We start from the raw sequence: 25,404 nt of genomic DNA, 5'->3' as shown, positions 1-25,404 counted from the left end.
TTGGGGTTATGCCTCCACGTATCCCATATTACCGACCCCAAAGGGCACCCCGGAATATGTGCCGATACGTGTGTGTTGTTACACAAAGTGAGATTTGTCGCTTCAGTCCATCTTGTGTATCTGAGAATGGAACAGAAGTCCGGCGCGCTTTATATCACAAAACAGGACCGGACACCAACTGTTGTTGACGTCGCGTGCTGTTAATGATTCTCAATTTGGCAGCAGGACGCACGGACTGTTAACATTGCTCAGACATAATCTATTATTGTCGAAAAAATCGACACTGCTGGACACAATCCATGGCTATTTCTATCAAGACATCTGAAGACATCGAAAAAATGCGCGTTGCCGGCCGCCTGGCCGCTGAAGTGCTGGAAATGATCGAGCCCTACGTGAAACCGGGCGTCAGCACCGGCGAACTGGACCGCATCTGCAACGATTACATCGTTAACGAGCAAAAAGCCGTTTCTGCCTGCCTGGGCTATCACGGTTTTCCCAAATCCGTCTGCATCTCTATTAATGAAGTGGTGTGCCACGGGATCCCGGACGACGGCAAGCTGCTGAAAGATGGCGATATCGTCAACATTGACGTCACCGTCATTAAAGATGATTTCCACGGCGATACGTCAAAGATGTTTATCGTCGGCAAGCCGACAATTCTTGGCGAGCGCCTGTGCCGCATTACCCAGGAAAGCCTCTATCTGGCCCTCAAAATGGTCAAACCGGGAATCAATCTGCGCACCATCGGCGCAGCTATTCAGAAATACGTTGAAGCCGAAGGTTTCTCCGTGGTGCGCGAGTATTGCGGACACGGTATCGGCCGCGGTTTTCATGAAGAGCCGCAGGTGTTGCACTACGATTCTCCGGAAACCAACGTGGTGCTCAAGCCAGGCATGACCTTTACCATTGAGCCGATGGTCAACGCCGGCAAAAAAGAGATCCGCAGCATGAAAGACGGCTGGACGGTAAAAACCAAAGACCGGAGCTTGTCTGCGCAGTATGAGCATACTATTGTGGTGACAGACAACGGCTGTGAAATACTGACGTTACGCAAGGATGACACCATCCCGGCGATAATCTCGCACAACGATTGATGAAAAGCCGGCGCCAGCCGGCTTTTTTATGACGAGCACCCTGTGGGCCGCCGCAAGCGACGTTAAAAATCGCTCCCGGCGATTTTTTATGACGGGCATCCTTGCCCGTCACCCTAAGGGCCGCCGCAAGCGACGTTAAAAATCGCTCCCGGCGATTTTTTATGGGCGATAGTTTTTTCTTATGGTGGCGCGATGAGCAACTCTTTATCTGATACTGTCTCCCCTTCCCTGGCCGGACAGCCCGCTAATCCGGGCCGCTGGCCGCAGAGTGATTTCAACTGCGCGGCTATCAAGACGCATATCGACGCTTTCCAGCGCTGGCTGGGCGAGGCTTTTGACCAGGGCATCGTCGCAGAGAAGTTGATTGAGGCGCGGACCGAATTTATCGATCAGCTGCTCCAGCGACTGTGGATTGAGTACGGTTTCGGGTCAATTAACGACATCGCGCTGGTCGCCGTCGGCGGTTACGGTCGCGGCGAACTCCACCCGCTGTCAGATATCGATCTGCTTATCCTGAGTCGTAAAAAGCTGCCTGATGAGCAGGCCCAGAAGGTCGGCGAGCTGCTGACGCTGCTGTGGGATATTAAACTGGAAGTTGGCCACAGCGTGCGCACCCTCGAAGAGTGCCTGCTTGAGGGGCTATCAGACCTCAGCGTCGCCACCAACTTGATCGAATCGCGTCTGCTTATAGGCGACGTCGCGCTGTTCCTTGAACTGCAAAAACACATCTTCAGCGACGGCTTCTGGCCATCGGAAAAATTCTTTGCGGCAAAAGTTGAAGAACAGAATGTCCGCCATCAGCGCTATCACGGAACCAGCTATAACCTGGAGCCGGATGTGAAAAGCAGCCCCGGCGGCCTGCGCGATATTCATACTCTGCAGTGGATCGCGCGCCGCCATTTCGGCGCCACCTCGCTTGATGAAATGGTCGGTTTCGGCTTCCTGACCGAAGCCGAGCGCAACGAGCTTAATGAATGCCTGCATCAGCTGTGGCGGATTCGTTTTGCGCTTCATCTTGAGCTCAACCGCTACGATAACCGCCTGCTGTTCGACAGGCAATTCAGCGTCGCCCGTCGCCTGCGCTATGAAGGCGAAGGCAACCAGCCGATCGAACATATGATGAAGGATTTCTTCCGCGTCACTCGTCGGGTCAGCGAGCTGAACCAAATGCTGATCCAGCTGTTTGAAGAAGCGATTCTGGCGCTCACCGAAGATGAGAAACCGCGGCCGATTGATGATGATTTTCAGCTGCGCGGCACGCTTATCGATCTGCGCGACGACACGCTGTTCATCCGCGAACCGCAGGCGATTCTGCGCATGTTCTTTATGATGGTGCGCAACAGCAGCATCACCGGTATCTACTCCACCACGCTTCGCCATCTGCGCCACGCCCGGCGCCATCTGACGCAACCGCTTTGCTATATTCCCGAAGCGCGGACCCTGTTCCTCAGTATGCTGCGCCATCAGGGCGCGGTTAGCCGGGGACTGCTGCCGATGCACCGCCATAGCGTGCTGTGGGCCTATATGCCGCAATGGTCGCATATTGTTGGTCAGATGCAGTTTGACCTGTTTCACGCCTATACCGTCGATGAACACACTATCCGCGTACTGCTCAAGCTGGAGAGCTTCGCCAAAGAAGAGATCCGCAGCCGTCACCCGCTGTGCGTTGAGCTGTGGCCGCGCCTGACGCATCCGGAGCTGATCTTTATCGCCGCCCTCTTCCACGATATCGCCAAAGGGCGCGGCGGCGACCATTCAATTCTCGGCGCGCAGGATGTGTTGAAATTCGCCGAGCTCCACGGTCTTAACTCTCGCGAAACCCAACTGGTCGCCTGGCTGGTGCGCCATCATCTGCTGATGTCGGTCACCGCCCAGCGCCGCGATATCCAGGATCCGGAAGTGATCAAGCAGTTTGCCGAAGAGGTACAGACGGAGAATCGTCTGCACTATCTGGTCTGCCTGACCGTTGCCGATATCTGCGCCACCAACGAAAACCTGTGGAATAGCTGGAAGCAAAGCCTGCTGCGCGAGCTCTATTTCGCCACCGAAAAGCAGCTGCGCCGGGGAATGCAAAATACGCCGGATATGCGCGAGCGGGTGCGTCATCACCAGCTACAGGCGCTGGCGCTGCTGCGAATGGAAAATATTAATGAACAGGCGCTGCATCAAATATGGAACCGCTGCCGCGCGAACTACTTCGTGCGCCATACGCCAAACCAGCTCGCCTGGCATGCGCGCAATCTGCTGCAGCACGATCTCAGTAAGCCGATGATCCTGCTCAGTTCCCACGCCTCGCGCGGCGGCACCGAGATTTTTATCTGGAGTCCGGACCGCCCTTATCTCTTTGCCGCCGTTTGCGGCGAGCTGGATCGACGTAATCTTAGCGTTCACGATGCGCAGATCTTTACTACCCGCGACGGTATGGCGATGGATACCTTTATTGTTCTTGAGCCGGACGGAAGTCCGCTTTCCGCCGACAGGCACGAAATGATCCGCGTGGGCCTGGAACAGACCATCACCCAGCGCAGCTGGCAGCCGCCGGCTCCCCGCCGTCAGGCGGCAAAACTGAGGCATTTCTCCGTCCCAACGGAGGTTAATTTCCTGCCGACGCATACCGACCGCAAATCTTTTCTGGAACTGATTGCTCTCGATCAGCCGGGTCTGTTAGCGCGCGTTGGTCAGGTGTTTGCCGACCTCGGAATTTCGCTCCACGGCGCGCGAATTACGACAATTGGTGAGCGAGTAGAAGATTTATTTATAATCGCCACCGCAGACCGGCGTGCCCTTAATAATGAGCTGCAGCAAGAAGTGCAACAACGGTTGACAGAGGCCCTCAATCCAAACGATAAAGGGTAACGTATTTTTTTAAGTAAATGGAAAGAGTAAACAATGCAGCAATTACAGAACGTTATTGAGTCCGCCTTTGAGCGTCGCGCCGACATCACGCCGGCAAACGTGGATACCGTAACCCGCGAAGCGGTTAACCAGGTGATTTCTCTGCTTGATTCCGGCGCGCTGCGTGTCGCTGAAAAAGTCGACGGCCAGTGGGTCACCCATCAATGGCTGAAGAAAGCGGTTCTGCTCTCTTTCCGTATTAACGATAACCAGGTTATCGATGGTGCGGAGAGCCGCTACTTCGATAAAGTCCCAATGAAGTTCGCGGATTATGATGAAGCGCGCTTTCAGAAAGAAGGCTTCCGCGTCGTTCCGCCAGCGGCCGTTCGCCAGGGGGCGTTTATCGCTCGCAACACGGTTCTGATGCCGTCCTATGTGAACATCGGCGCATACGTTGACGAAGGTACCATGGTTGATACCTGGGCGACCGTCGGCTCCTGCGCGCAGATCGGTAAAAACGTTCACCTGTCCGGCGGCGTCGGCATCGGCGGCGTGCTGGAGCCGCTGCAGGCTAACCCTACTATTATCGAAGATAACTGCTTTATCGGCGCGCGTTCTGAAGTGGTTGAAGGCGTGATCGTTGAAGAGGGTTCCGTAATCTCCATGGGCGTCTATCTCGGCCAGAGCACCAAAATTTACGATCGCGAAACCGGTGAAGTGTTCTACGGCCGCGTGCCGGCAGGCTCCGTTGTCGTCTCCGGCAACCTGCCGTCGAAAGATGGCAAGTACAGCCTGTACTGCGCGGTCATCGTGAAGAAAGTTGATGCCAAAACCCGCGGCAAGGTCGGAATCAACGAACTTCTGCGTACTATCGACTAAGCAGTATAAAAAGCGGGAGGCATCCCGCTTTTTTTATATATTGAGCTGGCGAAGATGGATTTTTTCGTTAATTATTCAAAGATTACGATGATATCAAAGGTACCGTTATGTACGATAATCTGAAAAGTCTTGGTATTACCAATCCTGATGAAATCGATCGCTATAGCCTGCGGCAGGAAGCCAATAACGATATTCTGAAAATCTACTTTCAGAAGGACAAAGGCGAGTTCTTCGCCAAGAGCGTCAAGTTTAAATATCCGCGTCAGCGTAAAACCGTGGTCGCCGACGGCGTGGGCCAGGGCTATAAAGAAGTTCAGGAGATTAGCCCTAACCTACGCTATATCATCGACGAGCTGGATCAAATCTGTCAGCGCGATCGCACTGAAATCGATCTGAAACGTAAGATCCTTGATGACCTCCGCCATCTGGAAAGCGTTGTCACGAATAAGATCAGCGAAATTGAATCCGATCTGGAAAAACTGACGCGAAATAAATAGGCCTGATACGGGCCAGAGTCTGGCCCTATTTCCCCTCTCTTCTCTCACTCATACCTCATCTGCGAACTCAGCGAGTCTCAGATTTTCGTCTCTCATCTCATTTCATATCACTTTGTTATCCACATGAATTACATAATAAAATAAGTACATATATGTTCATTTTCCACCTAAAAAGGAGGTCATACTATGACTCAGGAAATTGAACAAACATGTTATACCCTGCAATCTGCGCCCTGGCTGGATAGAGCAGGTTTTCAAAAAGGACGCAAACACGATCATCAGGCGCTGGGCTTTATTCTGCCCGCCAATACGGTGCTGCAAGTTCGCCAGCCAGATATTAGTAATGGCAATGCGACGCTGCGTCTGCTCTGCAATGATACCGCGGTAGAGAGCACCTGCACGCTGGCCACAGGCTGGAAAACAGTCAGCGCAGCCGTCGATACCGTCCCTTTTGTCGATACTCTGTTTACTGACCAGCCCTGCGAGTTCACTATCGTCTATCAGCAACCTGCGGCAACTAAACCCCTACCGAGCTGGAAAGCGGGCCAAGCCGAGGATGAATTTTTCCTCAGTTGGGAGAAAAATAAATCGTCATTCGCGCTGGTTGATTTAGATGTTATCACCCTGCTGCTGCCCTATGCCGACCGCGATAACGCAATGAAAGCAGGCTTACCGGCACTGCACCGCTTTTATACCCACCTTTTCAAATGCTATAACGAGTGGGCAGGTCTGAGCGATACACCGGATGCGCCGTGGAATAAAAATGTCGCCAACCGCTACTTTGTGCGGGCCGATAAACATGGCACTGGTTTGGCTTATTATGGCTCAGGGTGGTGCGCACAAAACTCTGCAACCATTGGCGAAGGCTGGCTGGATAACGTCGCCACGCAGTGGGTTATCCTGCACGAAATTGGCCACGGCTATCAGGGCAAATTTATGCAGGACACCACCCTGGCCGTCAGTGAAGTGTGGAACAATATTTATGCCTCGTTCTACCAGCAGCTCACGCTAAGCCAGGATAATCATCTCTATGTTGATGGCTGGCTCTATAGCTATGGCCAGCAAGCCGTGCAGGAAGTGCAGCTGATGAACTATATTCAAGACCAGACGCCGGTCGCCAGCTGGGGTCTGCGCCCACGTCTGCAATTCCTGATGCTGATGCTGCTCAAAGCAGGAACTACAGCCTTCCGCGCCTTCAACCAGAACTATCGTGAACTGGCCAATGGGGATAACTTCCGGCCATCGGATCATCAACTCATCGATATGCTGGCAACCGCCATTGCTACCGCCGCGGGGTATGATGTCACTCCGTTTATCGAGCTATGTGGCTTCACGCTGGAAAATATCACCAAGGAAAATATCGCCGCGCTGGCGGCAATACCGCTCTATCCACTATATCTTCTACTTCCGCAGAGCGAATGGGATATCGCACGCCAGCAGTTGGGGCTGGACTCCTTCGTCTGGCTGGTGGATAACAGCGAACTGGCGACCTTAAGCAAAACGGGTACGCTATCCCTGTCGTTCAATATCGATCAGCCGGAACAGATTTACGGTCGGACACTGACTATCAAGGACAATTGCGGCACACGTTATTCACTGATAGTCGATGATGAAACCTTGACCCTAACTGACATTCCCGTTGGCATTTACCAGATCGATCCACCGAAGGGCCGTTCTCAGAAATATCGTCCGGACAGAAGCTATATCATCGTAAAAGAAGGTGCCAATGCCGCTTCCATTAATTACGTCCGGCAAAACGATACCAGAGCACGTAACGTGAGAATGGACTTTTTAGGTCTTGGCGATGCGCCATTTGCACGCCTTGATGTCGATAACGAAAAGCAGCAGCTTATTCTGGATATTATCAGCGCCACGCCGCATAGCTACTATCCCGATAAGCTCTATGCTAGCGTATGCGTCCTTTCCGCCAGCGGAGAAAAGGTATTTGAGCGCAAAATGAACGGCACAAACTGCGCCACCGGTAAGGAGATTATTCCCTTCGGCCCTCACTATCACCTATATATTACTCACGTCGAGCCGGGACGACTGAAAGCCTCCCCGGGATATTTAACGCTGGTCGCAGGTGAGAAATTCCAGCTGATGCGCATTGATGATAATGGGCTTTATAACTTTATCCTCGACAATAATCCGGCGGAAGACTTGCAGGTTATTTTCGAGCACAACGCTCAGACGATACGTAGCCAGCCTTCACTGCTGGCGCAGGAAGAGAGCGTAAGTAAAAACGATCTCTGGCTGCTGCTCTCTCGTATGGAAGAGCCTCAGCGCAGCAAATTGCTCAAAGAGTATGCCGACGTCCTGCCCCAGGATAATAGCGAACCGGGCGAACTGACGGGCAAAAGCGTTACCCTCAATCTCAGAGGGCAAGGCAATAAAGATTTTTGCCAGATCGTTATCGATAATCAGCAGCACGCAATGACGGTCGCCACGCGCACCGGCGCGCCGCACCCGTATTATGTTTCCCATACCTATGCCAGCATTACGGTAACCGGAGCAGACGAAACGGTGGTTTATCACCGCAGCTATGCCGGAGCGACCAACAGCCTGGCAAACAGCGAGACTATCGCGCTCGCTGAAAACATGATCATTGAGGTTTTCCATGATGAGCCATTCCGCTCCAGCGCCTGCAATGATACGACTCATCGCGCAGTTACGCTGAAGCAACACAACCGCTGGCGGGTAGTGAAGGATGGGCTGACGACCTGTTCGCTTATACCCGAAGAGCAGGATGAGGAAACCCCTGATGCTGAGGAGGGGGCAACAGAGCTTTACGGCGATCTCTTCATCTGGCAGCTGCTCGGCGAAAATAATACCCGTTTCGCGACGATGGAGATGGATATTGGCGGCGGCGCGCTGACCTTTACCGCCAGCCCTGGGGTGCCGAATAAGCAATTTACGACGACCTATGCCACGGTAAATGTCTACAATACGCGCGGCTCGGTGGTTTATCGCCAGTCCATTAAAGGCTCATCGCAGCTTGGCGATTATATAGATACGGCAATACTCGATGAGGGCTATATCATCGAAGTCTTTCATGCCGAAGCCGGAGATCGCTCCGTCATCATCAATCCGTTAAATGGTCATTCCTGGGCACAGCCTAATACCGTCTCATGGCAAGTCACGGCCCGCGGACTGCAGCACCTGTAATCCGCCATTCCCACTCCCGCCTGCGGCGGGAGTGTTTTTAACGCTGCTCATCCAGCTGGAGCGCAATATACAGCAGCAGACGATCGTCAAAATTTCCCAAATCCAGCCCCGTCAGTTCAGAAATACGGTTCAAGCGATATTCCAGCGTATTACGATGGATAAATAGCGCTTTGGAGGTCGCCAACGGCTGCACGTTATGACGAAACCAGGCCTGTAAAGTACGGCGCAGCAGGCCGTTGTTATCCATCGCCTTCAGGCGAACCAGCGGGCGCGCCAGCTCATTGGCCTGCCAGCCACCGCGCAGGCTATCCAGCAGGACCGGCAGCATCAAATCCTGGTAGAAATAGCTACGGCTTTCGGGCATCCGCTGCTTGCCGACCATCATCGTGGTTCGGGCGGTGCGGTACGAGCGAGCAATGCTGCCCGGCCCGGTAAAGAAATTGCCCAGCGCCACGCGAAAACGCAGCTGACCATTCTCTTTCATCCGGCTAATTAGCTGCTCAACGCGTTTGCAGTGATCTTCTGCATCCCAGCGCCCAAAGGCATTCAGCGCGGGCTTCAGCACCACCATCTCGGTCAGCGAGACAATGGCCACCAGATTATTACGATCCGGCGTGGTCAGCGCGGTTTGCAGCTGCTGCAGTTCCGCCATCGCGCTATCGACGCCCAGCTGGCCGCTATCCACTTCAATCATCGCCACGACGCGCGGTTGATTGAGATCGATCCCCAGACGCTGCGCCCACTCAGTCAGCGCCGGCGTGTTCTCTTCCGCCTGAATCAGGTTCATGACCAGCTCTTCACGCAAACGGCTATCCTGGGCCAGGAGATGCATCAGCCGCGATTGTTCCAGCATCATCTCGGCGGTCATACAAACCAGTTCCCCGTATTTGCGCAGCGACTCCGGTTCTCCGGTCAGACCGATTACGCCAACGATCTCCCCTTCCAGACGCAGCGGCAGATTGATCCCCTGACGCACGCCGTGCAGGTGGCGGGCAACGGCATCATCAATGTCGACAACCCGTCCCTGAGAAAGCACCAGCAGCGCCCCTTCGTGCAATTCACCAATTCGCTCGCGGTCACCGCTGCCGATAATGCGCCCTCGGGCATCCATCACGTTAATATTGGTATCAATGATGCGCATCGTGCGCGCCACGATATCCTGCGCCATTTTGGTATCAAGATGCCAGCCAGCCATGTAACCCTCCCGTGAGCAGGCTACCAGCATAGAAGAGTTGGCAAAACGCCGCATTGTGCATTTGCCCAAAGCCAGGGAGAGAAGTATGGAGTTGTGGAAGATGTCACAGAACCAAAAATGGAACCCTCAGCAGAAAGAAAAAGCCCCTTCCCTCCGCAAGGAGAGAAGGGGCTTTGCAGACGGCGACGAATTACTGCATCAGCAGATAAATAGTCGCATCGCCGCGCTGAATGTTCAGCGCCAGAACAGAGGGCTTGGCATCAAAGATTTTGCGCAGGTCGGCAATATTTTTCACCGGTTGCTGGTTAGCGCCAACGATGATATCGCCTTTTTTCAGGCCAATCTGCGCCGCCGGAGTGCCCGCTTTCACGTTGCTCACCACGACGCCTTTGTCCTGGCCTTTGTTGCTCATTTCCGCACCTTCAATACCGTTGAAGATCGTGCTGGAATCAACCTGATTCTGGTTGCTCTGCTGCAGCTCAACGGTCACCGTCACCGGCTTACCGTCGCGCAGCAGGCCAAGCTCGACTTTGCTGCCGATCGGCATGGTACCCACCTGGGCACGCAGAGCGGCGAAGCTGCTGATCGATTTACCGTTCAGCGTGGTAATCACATCGCCGGCTTTAATGCCCGCCTTAGCGGCGGCCGAGTTTGGCATGACCTGGCTGACGAACGCGCCGCGCTGCGCATCAACTTTCATTGCTTTCGCCAGCTCGGAATTCAGCTCGGTACCCATGATACCCAGCTCACCGCGCTTCACCTGGCCAAACTTAACCATCTGATCGGTAAGGTTTTTCACCATGTTGCTCGGAATAGCGAAGCCGATACCAATGTTGCCGCCGTCCGGCGCCAGAATCGCGGTGTTGATACCGATCAGCTCGCCATTCAGGTTAACCAGCGCGCCGCCGGAGTTACCGCGGTTAATGGCCGCATCGGTCTGGATAAAGTTCTCATAGTTTTCAACGTTCAGGCCGCTACGACCTAACGCGGAGACGATCCCCGAGGTCACGGTTTCGCCCAGACCAAACGGGTTACCGATCGCTACGGTGTAATCGCCGACGCGCAGAGCGTCAGAGTCCGCCAGTTTAATCGCGCTCAGGTTTTTCGGATCCTGAATTTGAATCAGCGCAATATCAGAACGCGGGTCTTTGCCGACGACTTTCGCGTCGAACTTACGGCCATCGCTCAGCTGAACTTTAATGGTTGTCGCGTTATCCACGACGTGGTTGTTGGTGACGACATAGCCTTTAGCGGCATCAATGATGACCCCGGAACCGAGGGCCATAAATTTCTGCTGCTGTCCGCCGTTGCCGCCCGGCGCGCCGCCTTGTCCGCCGCCCTGACAGAACGGAGAGCTCTGGAACGGCGAACCATCCTGGCAGAATGGTGAATTATCGCCAAAGAACTGCTGGAAGTTTCGCGGCATCCGCGGCGTATTAACGGTGGTGCTCCCCTCAACGTTAATGCTCACGACCGACGGCATCACTTTTTCCAGCATCGGCGCCAGGCTTGGCATCTGCTGCGCATTAGTTGCCGAAGAAGCTGTTTCCGCCGCGCTCGCAGAGAGAGGGGACAACGCCAGACCTAAACTCAGAGCCAGGGCACTCATTGCTAACGTGGTTTTTTTCATATGTTTCAATCTCGATTTCAGATAACGAATAGTTGCTGTGTAGGTGACTATCAGAGTCATTTTATAGCGCGAAGTTCCGGAATGAAGTTTTGGTAAAAGTAAAAATTTATTGTCCGTCTTTACAAAACTCAGCCTTATTCTACGGCCATCAGGCGACGATATTCATCCCATGCATACAAGTCGGTCATTCCGCTGATATAGTCCTGAATGAGACGACAGCGATAATAATATTCCATCACCGGAAATTCCGGATTACTGCGTGAAATCTTATTTACGGCCTCGACGTAAGCCAGCCGATGGCGAGTCGAAAGTTTCTGGAACAGACGCGAAGCAATCGGTAAACTCCGCACCCGCTCTTTTTCCACCAGCAGACTAAACTCATCGAGCGATAATTTTAGCAACGGCTGGTATATATCTAACAAACCACTAATCACTCGATAACCTTGCAGTTCCAGCTGCTCAACGTCAGGATGGCTAAACACATGTTTTACCGCAACATTTTTGTATAGCTCAAGCAGCTGACTGCAATCACTATCGTCTTCAAGTAGCGCGTGATTAAAATCGCCGCTGAAAATCTTCTCCAGGTTATCAATAAACCGACGCGCCGCGTACGGTACCAGCCTATTGAGCGTATTCACCCGTAAATACATAAAAAACTGATCTTCAGTGCTGCGACTCAGAGAATTCGCACGCGATTTCTCCCAGGCGTTTTCGACAACTTGATTAAACAAGGAGCCTTTTTCGTGAACCCCCCAGGCGTCATAGAGATGCTGATAAAGCTGCTCTACGCTGAAGATGCGTTTTTCTACCGCATCCTCAAGGTCGGCAACGCAATATGAGATATCATCCGCGGCTTCCATAATCCACGTTAATGGGAATCGATTGTAAGGAGCCAGATCCAGTTCTTTACGCAACCTCGCAACATAGCCTTCTTCGGCTAAATAATAACCAGGTTTCTTCATTAAATAATTGTGGCTGGCCGGCGGTTCCCCGCGCCACCATGCCGGACGGGTATATTTTAAAATACAGCCCACCTGCGCCCAGGTCAGATTCATTCGCATCAGCGTATGCACTAATCGAATGCCCTGCGCATTTCCCTCAAACCAGCACAAATCCTGGCGAACCTTACGGCGAAGCTCATTCAGTTGGCTATCGCCTTCCTGCAGGCGCAACGCCGCAACCACGCAGCGATCGTCGGTTAACGGCTGGCTGGCCGCATCGCCGGGAAAAAGCCGCTGGCTGAACCAATCGTTAATTGCCGCCTCGCCAAAATGGCCAAATGGCGGATTGCCGATATCGTGCATCAGGCAGGCCATTTCAACAATGCTCTCAAACGGCCCGGTGAGCTCATCCAGCCCGTAGCGTTCGAGCAGCTTCTGCTCTTTCAGCCGGCTCAGCACCTCTTTAGCGATATAGCGGCCCACCTGCTGAACTTCCAGGGAGTGGGTCAACCGCGTACGCACCGCAGCGTTGCGCTCAAGCGGGAAAACCTGAGTTTTTTGCTGCAGCCGGCGGATCGCTGGCGAGTTAATGATGCGCCCGCGATCGCTTTCGAAAATTCGCAGGATTTCTCGCTCCGTCTCAACGCCCTGCGGTGAACGGTAGCGGCGACGCCAGTTAATCTTGTTGCGAAAATCGATCTTAGCCATGATCTCCCCCGAGCGAGCAATAACGTTTCCTTCTAAGCGCATGATAGACTATGCCGCTAAAACCCACACATCGCGAGTAAATCTATGAAAATCGGCATTATTGGCGCAATGGAAGAGGAAGTTACCCTTCTGCGCGACAAAATCGACAACCGCCAGACTATCACTATCGGCGGCAGCGAAATCTACACCGGCCAGCTTCAGGGTATTGACGTCGCTCTGTTGAAATCGGGTATCGGCAAAGTTGCCGCCGCAATGGGCGCGACCCTGTTGATGGAACACTGTAAGCCGGATGTGATTATCAACACCGGTTCTGCGGGCGGTCTGGCATCAACCCTGAAGGTCGGCGACATCGTCGTTTCCGACGAAACGCGCTATCACGATGCGGATGTTACCGCGTTTGGCTATGAGTATGGTCAGCTGCCGGGCTGTCCGGCCGGTTTCAAAGCCGATGAGAAGCTGATTGCCGCCGCAGAGACCTGCATCAAAGCGCTCAACCTTAACGCGGTACGCGGGCTCATCGTCAGCGGCGATGCTTTCATCAATGGTTCCATTGGTCTCGCAAAAATCCGTCACAACTTCCCGCAGGCCGTCGCGGTAGAAATGGAAGCCACGGCCATCGCGCACGTCTGCCACAACTATGGCGTACCTTTTGTAGTCGTTCGCGCCATCTCCGATGTTGCCGATCAGCAGTCGCATCTCAGCTTCGACGAGTTTCTCGCCGTTGCCGCGAAACAATCCACCCTGATGGTGGAAAACCTGGTGCAGCACCTGGCCCGTGGCTAAGTCGTTTATAACGGCGCTTGCCGCCCTGCTGCTGCTCGCCCCGGCGTGGCTTTTCGCCGCGCCGCGGGTGGTGACGCTCTCTCCCGCCAATACAGAACTGGCGTTTGCCGCCGGCATTACGCCAGTTGGCGTCAGCAGTTATTCCGATTATCCCCCTGAAGCCGCAAAGATAGAGCAGGTCTCCAGCTGGCAGGGGATGAATCTGGAACGTATCGTCGCCCTCAAACCCGACCTGGTGCTGGCCTGGCGCGGCGGTAACGCTGAGCGGCAGGTCAATCAGCTAAGCTCGCTCGGGATAAAAGTCATCTGGGTCGAAACGTCGACCATTGAAGACATTATCGCGACGCTTCGCCAGCTGGCGCAGTGGAGCCCGCAGCCGGAAAAGGCGCAGCAGGCGGCGCAGAATATGCAAAGTGAGTACCAGAAGCTGAAAGCCCGCTATGCCAACGTGCCGAAAAAACGCGTTTTTTTACAGTTCGGCGCCAACCCTCTCTTTACGACCAGCAAAGGCTCGATTCAGGATCAGGTTCTGACGCTGTGCGGGGGAGAAAACATTTTTGCCGCCAGCCGGGTTCCCTGGCCGCAGGTTAGCCGTGAACAGGTGCTGGCAAGGCAGCCGCAGGCTATCGTTATCGCCGGCGATGCCAGTAAACTTCCCGCCGTTGAGCGCTATTGGCAGAATCAGCTAAAAATTTCTTTTATTGCGCTACATGGCGACTGGTTTGAACGCGCGAGCCCACGTATTATCCTCGCCGCAAAACAACTCTGTACTGCGCTCGAACAGGTAAAATAATCACCTGATAACCCAGGTGCTCAGAACCTATCCCACCAGGCGCTATTGTTGCAGACAGTCTGGAACACAGCGAGGAACAACCGCAGCGTACACGTAGTACGTGAGGTTCGTCAGCGCTGACCAGGGTCAAACTGGCAAATGAAATAGCCTGATGGGGTAGACTATAAGTGGGAACTGACGATGCTTGTCTATTGGCTGGATATTATTGGCACCGCCGTGTTTGCCATCTCTGGCGTCCTGCTGGCTGGAAAGCTGCGCATGGACCCTTTCGGCGTGCTGGTGTTAGGCGTGGTGACCGCAGTGGGCGGCGGAACCATTCGTGATATGGCCCTTGCTAACGGCCCGGTATTTTGGGTTAAAGATCCTACCGATCTGGTAGTGGCGATGGTCACCAGCATGCTGACTATCCTGCTGGTGCGCCAGCCGCGTCGGTTACCGAAATGGGTGTTGCCGGTACTGGACGCCGTCGGCCTGGCAGTATTTGTCGGGATCGGCGTCAACAAAGCCTTCCTTGCTCATAGCGGACCGCTGGTGGCCATCTGCATGGGCGTCGTCACCGGCGTCGGTGGAGGGATTATTCGCGACGTGCTGGCGCGCGAAATCCCGATGATTCTGCGTACGGAAATCTACGCGACCGCCTGCATCGTTGGCGGTATCGTACACGCAACGGCGCACTACACCTTCCAGGTTCCGTTAGAAAACGCGGCGATGTCAGGGATGGTGGTTACGCTGGTGATTCGGCTGGCGGCAATCCGCTGGCACCTGAAGCTGCCAACGTTTGCACTTGATGAGAATGGACGGTAATAAAAGCAAAACGGTAACCTTAACGTTACCGTTTTTAATGTTTGCTCCCTCTCCCTGTGGAAGAAGGGGCTCACGATCGCACTATCTTTAGACGCTGAATGAGGAGCCGCAGCCGCAGGTGCTTTTCGCATTCGGGTTGGTCACGATAAAACGCGAACCTTCCAGTCCCTCGGTATAATCGACGGCGCCGCCGACCAGATACTGCAGGCTCATTGGGTCAACCACCAGGCCGACGCCCTGCTTCTCGATAGTCATATCGCCTTCGTTAACCTGATCGTCAAAGGTGAAGCCGTACTGGAAACCGCTGCAGCCACCGCCGGTGATGTACACGCGCAGTTTCAGGTTCGGATTGTCTTCATCCGCAATCAGGTCTTTTACTTTAATCGCTGCGGCTTCGGTAAACTCCAGCGGCAACGCTACGTCATCACTCATTTTATGCTCCCATTGATACTTCTGACCGGTTAAAGAATAACCCGACCTTTTGAGCCATTATCTAATACCCGAGTAAATCGTTCAAGTATTCTCCCCGCCGACAGGCTGCGCCCTGGCTTCCTGTTCCGCTTTTTGTTTTGCGAGAGTACGCTGCAGAATAGTCGAGTATAAAGGCTTACCGCCGAGGAATTGTGCCAATAGTGTTGCGCCGAGGCAGGTAATAATCATTGGCAAAATGAGCTGATAATTATCGGTCATCTCCAGCACCAGCACGATACCGGTCAACGGCGCGCGGACCGAGGCGGCAAGCAGCGCCCCCATACCGGCAATGGCAAAGGTTCCCGCATCCAGATGATACGCAGGAAACAGCGGCGTCGCTGCCATACCAAACGCCGTACCCAGCAGCGTCCCCAGCGCCAGCATCGGGGCAAAAATTCCGCCCGGCGCGCCGGAAGAGAAGCAGAGCAGCGTGGTAATCACCCTCGCGATAAAAATAAACAGCAGCAGGCCAACGGAAAAATTGCCCGCCGCGGCGATGGGGATCAGGTTAAAACCGCCGCCGGACGCTGCCGGCTGAATCAGTCCCAGCACGCCGCAGCTACCGCCGATCAGGCCGCCAATCAGCACCCATTTCTTGATGTTGCCGCCGTGAATCCGCTGGAACATATCCTGGGTACGCAGCACCAGCGTATTAAACAACGGACCCACGCAGCCAAAAATCATCCCAAGGATCAAATACAGCCACAGCGTGTTGACCGGCGCATTGCTGAGCTTACCGACCTCGATAACCGCTTTATCGCCATTGAAGATACGGAAAACGATGGTTGCCATAATCACGCCGGTAAACACGGCTTTAATGGAGATCAGGTTGTAGCGAAACTGCGGGCGCATCTCTTCAATAATAAACAGAATCCCGGCCAGCGGCGCGTTAAAAGCGGCGGAGAGCCCCGCGGCGGCGCCGGTCGCCAGAAGCGTATGACGCGCTTCCGGACTGCGCATGCGGAAGACGTCCACCACCATGCGCCCAAGATTTCCCCCAAGCTGCACCATCGGCCCTTCGCGCCCCAGCACCATCCCCGCGCCCAACGTGCCCATGCCGCCGATAAACTTCACCGGCAGCACGCGCCACCAGCGAACGGGACGCAATTCCTCCAGCGCGCCTTCAATTTCCGGGATCCCGGAGCCGCCTGCTTCCGGCGCAAAACGACGGACGAGGAAATAGCCCACCATCGCCAGCAAAGCGGAGAGGATAAAAGCCAGCGGCCAGACCAGAAACCCGTGGTCTGCCACCTCTACCAGCGCGCCAATGCGCACGTTTTGCACCCAGTTGACGCTTTTCTCAAACGCGACGCCAACCAGCCCCGCCAGCGTTCCGACAACGGCCGCCATCAATAACACCGCCAGCGGCGTTTTATCACGCTGAATCAACCGACGCACGGCATCGCTGCGGCGAACGCGTACGAACTGATGTGCTGAAGAAGAGGGATTTTCTGCTTTCATGCCATTATCAATGATTAGTAATACAAATAGAAAGAAGGGCATTCTAGCCAACCGGACAGGCTCCGTCGTCAAAAAAATGCGCTGCGCCCCCATTGTTTCAATTGGGCAAAACTTTCATAACCTTCCTGGAATAACTTAGAATAGTCGACAAAACATTTTTCACGAACCAGGACCCCGGTAATGAGCAAATCTGAAAATCTGTATAATGCTGCGCGTGAACTTATCCCCGGCGGCGTGAACTCTCCGGTACGCGCCTTCACCGGCGTCGGCGGCACACCGCTGTTTATTGAGCGCGCCGACGGCGCATATCTCTACGACGTCGATGGTAAAGCGTATATCGATTATGTCGGCTCCTGGGGCCCAATGGTGCTGGGCCATAACCATCCGGCAATACGTAATGCGGTTATTGAAGCTGCCGAGCGCGGCCTGAGCTTTGGCGCGCCGACGGAGATGGAAGTTAAAATGGCGGCGCTGGTCACCGAACTGGTCCCGACCATGGATATGGTCCGGATGGTGAACTCCGGTACCGAAGCCACTATGAGCGCCATCCGCCTGGCGCGCGGCTTTACCGGTCGCGACAAAATTATCAAGTTCGAAGGCTGCTACCACGGTCACGCCGACTGCCTGCTGGTGAAGGCCGGTTCAGGCGCGCTGACGCTTGGCCAGCCGAACTCGCCGGGCGTGCCGGCGGATTTCGCCAAACACACCCTGACCTGCACCTATAACGATCTGGCCTCGGTCCGCGCTGCGTTCGAACAGTATCCACAGGATATTGCCTGCATCATCGTTGAGCCGGTGGCCGGTAATATGAACTGTATTCCACCGCTGCCGGAGTTTCTGCCGGGCCTGCGCGCGCTGTGCGACGAATTCGGCGCGCTGCTGATTATTGATGAAGTCATGACCGGCTTCCGCGTGGCGCTGGCGGGCGCGCAGGATTACTACGGCGTGGTGCCGGATTTGACCTGCCTTGGCAAAATCATCGGCGGCGGTATGCCGGTTGGCGCATTCGGCGGTCGCCGCGAGGTGATGGATGCCCTTGCTCCGACCGGCCCGGTTTACCAGGCTGGTACCCTCTCCGGCAACCCCATCGCCATGGCGGCAGGTTTCGCCTGCTTAAGCGAAGTGGCGCAGCCCGGCGTACATGAGACGCTAACTGAACTCACCAACCAGCTGGCTCAGGGCCTGCTGGACGCCGCTCGCGATACCGGTATTCCGCTGGTGGTGAATAACGTCGGCGGCATGTTCGGCATTTTCTTTACCGATGCGCCAAGCGTGACCTGCTACCAGGACGTGGTGAAGTGCGATGTAGAACGGTTTAAACGCTTCTTCCACCTGATGCTGGAAGAGGGCGTCTACCTGGCGCCGTCGGCGTTTGAAGCGGGCTTTATGTCTATCGCTCATAGCGAAGAGGATATCGACAATACCGTCGCCGCAGCGCGTAACGCCTTCGCGAAGCTGTAACCCTGATTGCCGGGACTGCCCAGTCCCGGCAATATCTCTGTCATCTCGCCGCAAAGCCTCAATTTGCGTGGGTTCACGCATAACAATCTGCAAGCGCGATCGCTTCGAAAGATTGTCATCATCCCGCCTCGTAGAACCCAAAATCGTCGGCAGACAATGGGCAGGCAAAAGCAGATTCTCAGCGGAAACTCAGCCGCAAGGATTGCTCAGAATGACAACACAATCGTCCCCTACACCACATGACGCCATTTTTAAACAGCTACTGGTCCATACCAATATGCAGCACCGGCGTATTGCGATCCTGGAGCTCCTGCAGAAGCATATTCGCCAGCGGGATCTCATGTTGCTGCTCGAGCATGCTTAACGCGGGATACACTACCGCCGAGCAGCTAAAAGTGTTTTTTAGCTATATGGGGCAGCGCGGTCGTGACGGAAAACGAATTAGAGCAGTTGCAGAATTCCGCAGTTAGTCCTAACTGAATCCGGGCAAAAAAGGGATAACATCGCGATGCCCGCCGGCATCGCGATGATGAAAAGCTACCGACTCTGCTTTCTCAACAGATAGATAAAGTACGGCGCGCCGATAAACGTCGACAGCAATCCCGCCGGGATCTGATACGGAAACATCAGCATCCGGCCGCACCAGTCGGCGAACACCAGCAGCACCCCGCCAATCAGGCCGGAGATCGCCATATGCGGCATCGTACGCCGGAATCCCATCATACGCGCAATATGCGGCGCCATTAACCCCACGAAGCTGAGGGGGCCAATCGTTAGCGTTGCGGCCGCGGTCAAACATGCCGCCAGCAGCAGTAGCCCGATACGTGACGGCGTCAGCGCCATGCCGACCGCCCTCGCCGCCTCGCCGCCCAGCGGCAGAATCGTCAGCCAGCGTCGGCAAAATGGCGTCAGCGTAAGCAGAACAAGCATCACCGCGCCGCTGCGCATCACGAGTTCCGGCGTGGCGCTGTAGGTTGAGCCGGAAATCCACGTCAGGATTTGCGCCATTCGCGGATCGCCGCTGGCCTGCAGCATCATCAGCAGCATGGTAAACGCCGTGCTCAGCGCCATCCCTGCCAGCAGCATGCGATGCGGCGAGAACCCGCCGCGCCCGGCGGCAATCAGGATGATCAGCAGCGTCGCCGCCGCTCCGAGGCTACCGGCGGGCAGCAGCCAGCCAAAGGCATTCCCCGGCACAAAGAACAGCATCACCACCACGCCAAACGCCGCGCCTGAGCTGATGCCGAGCACTTCCGGACTGGCCATCGGATTACCGGTCAAACGCTGGATAATGCAGCCCGCTACCGCCAGCATTACGCCAGCGAACAGCGCCGCCAGAATGCGCGGCCAGCGCCAGGGCATTAGCTCATCCAGTAGCGTACCGCTGGCCCAGTGCCAGCCCTGCGCATCGCGGCCGAAAGCCAGCGCAGCGACGATGGCCAGCAGCAGCAGCGCCAGCCCGCCCAGCGCGAACCACAGCACATGTTGCCGTTCAGCCTGCACCCTGGCGCCACCGTTCATCACCGGCGCGCTAATGCTGCGCAGGCGCGGCAGCAGCCATAGCAGCAGCGGCGCGCCAATCAGGGCGGTTACCGAACCGGTGGAGACTTCCATCCACACCCGGGCCAGCCAGAGGATAACCTGATCGGAGAGCCACAGCAGCAGCGCGCCAATCAGCGCCGCCAGCAGCAAGCGCGATAGCAGACGACGAGCGCCCAGCATCTTCGCCAGCAGCGGCGCGAACAGGCCGATAAAGCCAATAATCCCCACCGCATTCACCAACAGGGCGCTGATGACAATCGCCAGGGTCAACGCCCCCAGCCGTGCCAGCGAGAGCGCCAGTCCGAGGTTGCGCGCCACGCCGTCGTCCAGCCCCATCAGGGTCAGCGGACGCAGCAGCAGCAGCGTTAAAATGGCTCCGCCCAGCAGCTGCGGCCACAGTCGCTGCGCCACGCTCCAGTCGGTCTGGGTCAGGGTTCCGGTGCTCCACAGGAACATACTTTGCAGCTGATCGTGATGGAAGATCGCCATCAGTTGATTAAGCGCGCCGCAGTACAGGCTGACTACCAGCCCAGCCAGAATCAACGTCACCGGCGAGAGGCGTTTGCCCCACGACACACCAAACACCAGCGCGCCGACAATGCACGCCCCGGCAAGCGCGGCGAACTGCGACGCCAGCACGCCAGGGATCGCCCACAGCGTGGTGACCGTCATGCCCAGCTGCGCCCCGGTCGCTACGCCGAGCGTCGTCGGTTCCGCCAACGGGTTACGTAGCACCTGCTGGAACAATACGCCCACCAGCCCCAGCCCGGCGCCGACGAGCAACGATATAACCAGCCGCGGCAGCAGGCTGTAGTGGAACAGCATCTGAGCGATATTATCGATATTAGGCTGCCACAGCGCCTGCCCCCATTCGCTTCGCGGCAGCACCACGTTGAGGTTGAACAGCGTCAGCGCAGCAGCGACGATAAGCAGAGTTAACAGCAGAGATGTCGCCAAAGGCGAAATACGCGATCTCACACCGGGCCCCCCTGAGCGTCGGCCAGCACGCGGGCAAAATGCATCGCCGATAGCGTCGCGCCATAGAACCACACCGCCGGGACGCGCTGAAAACGCCCTGCGCGAACAAACGGCATCGCTTGCCACAGCGGCGTCGCCGTGAGCTGCGCCATCTCCCGCGCATTGCCGTGATCGAAGCAGATAACGTCGGCATCTCTGTAGGCCGCCAGCCGGTCAATACCGACGGTGACGCTGCCCCAGAAGGTGGTCTCGCCCTGCCAGGCATTTTTGATGGCAAAGCGGTCGAGCACTTCCTGGAACAGACAGTTCTGCGCAAAGACCAGCACGTGGCGGGTATCAAGCAGGGTAATCATCAGCAGCGGGCGATCGCCGCGGCGGGCAAAGCGCGGACGCAGGCTCTCCATCAGCGCGTCAAATTCCGCCAGATGGCGCTTCGCTTCCTGCTGCCTGCCGATCAGGTCAGCCATTTCGCTAAGCGACTGCTGAGCCATCATCAGCGGACGCTTGCCGTCGCTGAAGGTGAATCCTCGTCCGGGCGCAATACGCGCCAGCTTTTCCGCCGCCGGGCCGTACCCTGCCGACCAGACCAGAAACGACGGCTTCATCTGCGTCAGCAGCTCCAGATTGGGTTCGGTGCGCAGCCCAACATCAATCACCGAATCAGGCAGCGCCGGTTCATTGACCCACAGCCTGTAGTTAGGGATATCGGCAACGCCGTAGGGCGTGACGCCCAACGCCAGCAGCAGCTCTACCGGCAGCCATTCGAGCGCGACAATACGCTGCGGATCAACTTCCGCCGCCCGCGCGCCGCGCATCTGCCACAGCAGCGGCGACAGCGCCATCGCGGTCAGCAGGCGCCGCCGCGTGATGAGTGTGAGGTTTTCCATCAATAGACAAAACTTACCGGCGCTGCGCCAGCCGGATGCGGCAGGATCCCCATCGGGATACCGTAAATTTGTTCCAGAGTTTCGCTGCGCATCAGCTCCGCGGGCGTTCCCTGAGCGATCATTTCACCGCCGCGCAGCGCAACCAGATAGTCGCAGTAGCGCGCCGCCATATTGATATCATGCAGTACGGCGATCACCGTCAGCCCGCGCTGCTGGCTCAGGCGATGAACCAGCGCCAGCACATCCACCTGGTGGGCGATATCCAGCGCCGAGGTGGGTTCATCGAGCAGCAGGCAGCGGCTATCCTGGGCCACCAGCATGGCAATCCACGCGCGCTGGCGTTCGCCGCCGGAGAGACTGTCCACCAGCCGATGGGCCAGCGGTTTTAGCCCGACCAGCGCAATCGCCTCTTCCACTTTTTCCCGGTCCGCCGCGCCAAAACGCCCCAGAGCCCCGTGCCACGGGTAGCGGCCGATAGCCACCAGTTCGCGCACCGTCATGCCTTCCGCTGGGGGCAACTGCTGCGGCAGATAAGCCACCTTGCGGGCAAAGGCTTTACTGCCCCAGCTATCGAGCGGCTGACCGTCAAGCAAAACCTCCCCGTCCGAAGGCGGCTGATGGCGGCCAAGCATTTTCAGCAGCGTCGATTTGCCGGAGCCGTTATGGCCAATCAGGCCCGTGACTTTTCCCGCCGGGAAGGTTAACGACAGAGGATGCAGCAGCGTTCGGCCGGGCACGCGGAAGGTCACGCGGTCCAGTGAAAACGTCGTATCGGAGTGCGGAATGTTTTCCTGCATAACGGAACCTGGTAAGAGGCGCGGCGAACCGCGCCCGTTAAGTGGTTAGAAACGGAAAGTCGCGGTCGCCACAACCTGACGCTCAGCGCCCCAGTAACATGCGTATTCGCTGTAGCAGCTGGAAACGTATTCACGATCGAACAGGTTATTGACGTTGACTCCGATCGACGAGCCCGGCAAACCAAAGCGCGCGAGATCGTATTTCACGGTGGCATCCATTAACGCGTAGCCCGCGACGTTGAAGGAGTCGTCTTTTTTCCCGGTCGAAGTATCGTTTTTGTAATAACTTACCGTTGAACCGACATAGCGAGCACCGGCGCCCACCGTCAGACCGCTAAGCGCGGTTTCGTGGAAAGTATAATCTGCCCACAGCGAGGCCATATTGCGCGGGACTTCTGCCGGACGCTTGCCGTTAAAGGTGGTGTCGTGCTGGTACTGAGCATCCGTATAGGTGTAAGAAGCCGTCACGTTAATATTGGCGTTAACCGCCGCTTTCGCCTCCAGCTCAATCCCGCGAGAGCGGATTTCGCCCGTCTGGATACTGAATGAGGAGTTGTTCGGATCCGCCGTCAGGTTTTTATCTTTGGTCAGCTGATATACCGCGGCGGTCAGCACCACCGGCATATCCTTCGGTACGTACTTCACGCCGGCTTCATACTGCTCGCCGTGGGAAGCATCGAAAGGTTTGCCATCCCGCGACGATCCGGAAACCGGCTCAAAAGACTGGCTGTAGCTGAAGTATGGCGAGATACCATTATCAAACAGATAGTTAATGCCGCCGCGCCAGGTGAATTGCTGATCGTGATTTTTGGCGAGGGTATTCGCAGGGCGCGTCAGGGTTGAAGCCATCGCATAGTCGTAGCGGCCCCCCAGCGTCATCACCCACTTATCCCACGCCATCTGATCCTGGGCATAGAGACCGGTCTGCTCCATACGGTTCAGCACTGAATAGGGGAAGTTAACGCTCACGTTTGCATTGCCATACTGCGGGTTCTGCATATCAATCGCGGAAGCCGTCCCGTAATCCGCGTTCACATCATTGCGCATGCGCGAATAGTCTACGCCGGTTAACAGGGTGTGCCCTACCGCGCCGGTAGCGAAATCAGACTGCAACTGGGTATCAACGGTAAACGTATTAAGGTTCTCATCGGAGCGAACATACGCACGGTTGATTTTGCCTGTCGGCGTATATCCGTTGCCATAGACTGAACGATACAGAGTATGGACGTTGGCATAACGCAGGTTCTGACGCACGGTGAAAGTGTCATCGAACTGATGCGAGAAGCTGTAGCCAACCATCTGCTGACGGCGAGACATCTTATTGTTCGCTTCGCCTTCGTTAAAGTCCGTCGGCAGCTTATGCGCCTTACCGTTGGCGTCGTAATAGGGCACCACTGTCCCTTCACGCGGCAGCCAGCCGTAATACCCGGCATACGGATCGCTCTGGAAATTACTCAGGAAAGTAAAGTCCGTTTTGTCATCCGGACGCCAGCTAAAGGAAGGAGCGACCGCATAGCGGGTTGATTTCGCCATCTGCTGCTGAGCATCCTGGCTGCGGCCTAAACCGGTCAGACGATATGACCACACGCCGTCTTCATCAATGGCATCGCTGAAATCAAAGCCCGTCTGCCACAGGTTATCGGTACCCATTTTAAACTGGATTTCTTTCAGCGGTTCAGTCGTCGGACGCTTGCTGACCATGCTGACGATGCCGCCAGGGTTGCTGTTGCCGTACAGCACCGACGTTGGCCCGCGCATCACTTCCACGCGTTCGAGGAAATAAGGGTCCATTGAGACTTCAGAATAGTTATTACCCTGCAGCTTCATCCCATCCAGATACTGGTTGGTATTCACCGTTGTTGAGGTGGTGAAACCACGAATCGTCACCACATCATAGGTGGTTGAACTGCCGCGGGTCGAGAATACGCCAGGGGTATAGGCCAGCGCTTCTTTGACCGTCGTCGGCTGCTTCATCTCCATTTCCTGGCGGGTCACCACGGAAATAGACTGCGGCGTTTTTTCGATGGGTGTATCGGTTTTTGTTGCGGTAGCCGAATGTTTCGCCGCGATGGTCGCTGCCGGTCCCCAGGCGCTCTCCTGCGGAGCCGGAGCGGCGGTTACGGTAATGGTTTCTTCTTTCGGTTCAACTGCCGCCTGTGCATAAACAGACATGCCGCTAACCGCCGTGGCTACTACAGCTGCGATTTTACGCAGCGAGTGATTTGGCTGAGCAGTTTTAAGACGCGCCATGGGTATATCTCTGATAGAAGTGAATGATAACGTAAACGAGAATTATTATTATAACGGCTGACATAATAGGCGAAACGAGCGCGGCAAGGCAAGAAATATGCCCCCTGCGGGCTATCAAAGGATGAATAAATAACCAGACGGTAATTGTGGGGTTATAAGGCTGTTAATTAATTTACAGATATAAAAAGGCCCTCTAATACTGAGGTATTAGAGGGCCACTATTCCTGCACCCA

General features: G+C 55.8%; 18 protein-coding genes and 1 pseudogene. 10 read left to right on the top strand and 9 right to left on the bottom strand.

What is annotated here, in order from left to right; genetic code table 11:
- Positions 1-299: 299 nt before the first annotated feature.
- From map to IAE27_RS07185, 5 genes are all read left to right on the top strand, one after another.
- Positions 300-1,094: a type I methionyl aminopeptidase gene (gene map, locus IAE27_RS07205; protein WP_004107944.1), complete on the top strand. Its 795-nt coding sequence runs from the start codon at positions 300-302 to the stop codon at positions 1,092-1,094.
- Positions 1,095-1,286: 192 nt separating this feature from the next.
- Complete coding sequence (gene glnD, locus IAE27_RS07200; RefSeq protein ID WP_017144947.1) at positions 1,287-3,950, top strand: bifunctional uridylyltransferase/uridylyl-removing protein GlnD; 2,664 nt, start codon at positions 1,287-1,289, stop codon at positions 3,948-3,950.
- A 33-nt stretch (positions 3,951-3,983) separates the two neighbouring features.
- The gene (dapD, locus tag IAE27_RS07195; RefSeq protein ID WP_004107948.1) at positions 3,984-4,808 is read left to right on the top strand and encodes a 2,3,4,5-tetrahydropyridine-2,6-dicarboxylate N-succinyltransferase; all 825 of its coding nucleotides are present in this window, start codon (positions 3,984-3,986) and stop codon (positions 4,806-4,808) included.
- Positions 4,809-4,915: 107 nt separating this feature from the next.
- Entirely contained in the window at positions 4,916-5,305 is a 390-nt protein-coding gene (locus IAE27_RS07190) for a DUF3461 family protein (RefSeq protein ID WP_004098742.1), read from the top strand.
- Between the two features lie 186 nt (positions 5,306-5,491).
- Positions 5,492-8,470 (top strand): putative mucin/carbohydrate-binding domain-containing protein, encoded by a 2,979-nt coding sequence (locus IAE27_RS07185; RefSeq protein WP_200092181.1) that lies wholly within the window; start codon positions 5,492-5,494, stop codon positions 8,468-8,470.
- Between the two features lie 37 nt (positions 8,471-8,507).
- Here the strand turns inward: IAE27_RS07185 and cdaR are convergent, their stop codons facing one another.
- The 3 genes from cdaR to dgt form a co-directional block, all read right to left on the bottom strand.
- Complete coding sequence (gene cdaR, locus IAE27_RS07180; RefSeq protein WP_004098741.1) at positions 8,508-9,665, bottom strand: DNA-binding transcriptional regulator CdaR; 1,158 nt, start codon at positions 9,663-9,665, stop codon at positions 8,508-8,510.
- 190 nt (positions 9,666-9,855) lie between these two features.
- A complete protein-coding gene (gene degP / locus IAE27_RS07175; protein ID WP_004107952.1) occupies positions 9,856-11,295 on the bottom strand; it encodes a serine endoprotease DegP in 1,440 nt (479 codons plus the stop codon).
- A gap of 134 nt (positions 11,296-11,429) precedes the next feature.
- Complete coding sequence (dgt, locus tag IAE27_RS07170; RefSeq protein WP_070555878.1) at positions 11,430-12,944, bottom strand: dGTPase; 1,515 nt, start codon at positions 12,942-12,944, stop codon at positions 11,430-11,432.
- Between the two features lie 84 nt (positions 12,945-13,028).
- Between dgt and mtnN the strand changes: the two genes are divergently transcribed.
- The 3 genes from mtnN to IAE27_RS07155 all read left to right on the top strand — a co-directional run bounded on the left by mtnN (position 13,029) and on the right by IAE27_RS07155 (position 15,324).
- The gene (mtnN, locus tag IAE27_RS07165) at positions 13,029-13,727 is read left to right on the top strand and encodes a 5'-methylthioadenosine/S-adenosylhomocysteine nucleosidase (RefSeq protein WP_004107960.1); all 699 of its coding nucleotides are present in this window, start codon (positions 13,029-13,031) and stop codon (positions 13,725-13,727) included.
- Positions 13,720-14,520, top strand: coding sequence for a vitamin B12 ABC transporter substrate-binding protein BtuF (btuF, locus tag IAE27_RS07160; protein ID WP_017144950.1), 801 nt, complete (start codon positions 13,720-13,722; stop codon positions 14,518-14,520). Before mtnN ends, btuF begins: the two co-directional genes overlap by 8 nt.
- A gap of 180 nt (positions 14,521-14,700) precedes the next feature.
- On the top strand, positions 14,701-15,324 hold the full coding sequence (locus IAE27_RS07155) for a TRIC cation channel family protein (RefSeq protein WP_004107962.1): 624 nt from the start codon (positions 14,701-14,703) through the stop codon (positions 15,322-15,324).
- Positions 15,325-15,411: 87 nt separating this feature from the next.
- Here the strand turns inward: IAE27_RS07155 and erpA are convergent, their stop codons facing one another.
- Together erpA and clcA are read right to left on the bottom strand one after the other, a co-directional pair.
- Entirely contained in the window at positions 15,412-15,756 is a 345-nt protein-coding gene (gene erpA, locus IAE27_RS07150) for an iron-sulfur cluster insertion protein ErpA (RefSeq protein WP_004098733.1), read from the bottom strand.
- 81 nt (positions 15,757-15,837) lie between these two features.
- Entirely contained in the window at positions 15,838-17,256 is a 1,419-nt protein-coding gene (clcA, locus tag IAE27_RS07145) for a H(+)/Cl(-) exchange transporter ClcA (RefSeq protein ID WP_115240162.1), read from the bottom strand.
- A gap of 180 nt (positions 17,257-17,436) precedes the next feature.
- On the opposite strand from clcA, the gene hemL reads away from it, so the two are divergent.
- Positions 17,437-18,717 carry a glutamate-1-semialdehyde 2,1-aminomutase gene (gene hemL / locus IAE27_RS07140; RefSeq protein WP_004110705.1) on the top strand — a complete coding sequence of 427 codons (1,281 nt, stop codon included), beginning with the start codon at positions 17,437-17,439 and terminating at the stop codon, positions 18,715-18,717.
- A 277-nt stretch (positions 18,718-18,994) separates the two neighbouring features.
- Positions 18,995-19,142 (top strand): annotated as a pseudogene (locus IAE27_RS07135) (Rpn family recombination-promoting nuclease/putative transposase); the annotation flags it as partial.
- Positions 19,143-19,254: 112 nt separating this feature from the next.
- Here the strand turns inward: IAE27_RS07135 and fhuB are convergent.
- The 4 genes from fhuB to fhuA are packed head-to-tail and all read right to left on the bottom strand — an operon-like array spanning position 19,255 to position 25,171.
- Positions 19,255-21,237 carry a Fe(3+)-hydroxamate ABC transporter permease FhuB gene (fhuB, locus tag IAE27_RS07130; protein WP_004107968.1) on the bottom strand — a complete coding sequence of 661 codons (1,983 nt, stop codon included), beginning with the start codon at positions 21,235-21,237 and terminating at the stop codon, positions 19,255-19,257.
- Entirely contained in the window at positions 21,234-22,124 is an 891-nt protein-coding gene (fhuD, locus tag IAE27_RS07125) for a Fe(3+)-hydroxamate ABC transporter substrate-binding protein FhuD (protein ID WP_016808882.1), read from the bottom strand. Before fhuD ends, fhuB begins: the two co-directional genes overlap by 4 nt.
- Positions 22,124-22,921, bottom strand: a complete 798-nt coding sequence (gene fhuC / locus IAE27_RS07120; RefSeq protein WP_004107972.1) for a Fe3+-hydroxamate ABC transporter ATP-binding protein FhuC — start codon at positions 22,919-22,921, stop codon at positions 22,124-22,126. Before fhuC ends, fhuD begins: the two co-directional genes overlap by 1 nt.
- Positions 22,922-22,966: 45 nt before the next feature.
- On the bottom strand, positions 22,967-25,171 hold the full coding sequence (fhuA, locus tag IAE27_RS07115; protein ID WP_049591267.1) for a ferrichrome porin FhuA: 2,205 nt from the start codon (positions 25,169-25,171) through the stop codon (positions 22,967-22,969).
- Positions 25,172-25,404 lie beyond the last annotated feature (233 nt).

Source organism: Klebsiella sp. S69 (genome assembly GCF_016516145.1).
Lineage (GTDB): Bacteria > Pseudomonadota > Gammaproteobacteria > Enterobacterales > Enterobacteriaceae > Klebsiella > Klebsiella oxytoca.
The sequence above is the reverse complement of the archived record's forward strand: the minus strand, read 5'-3'. Positions and strand labels throughout refer to the sequence as shown.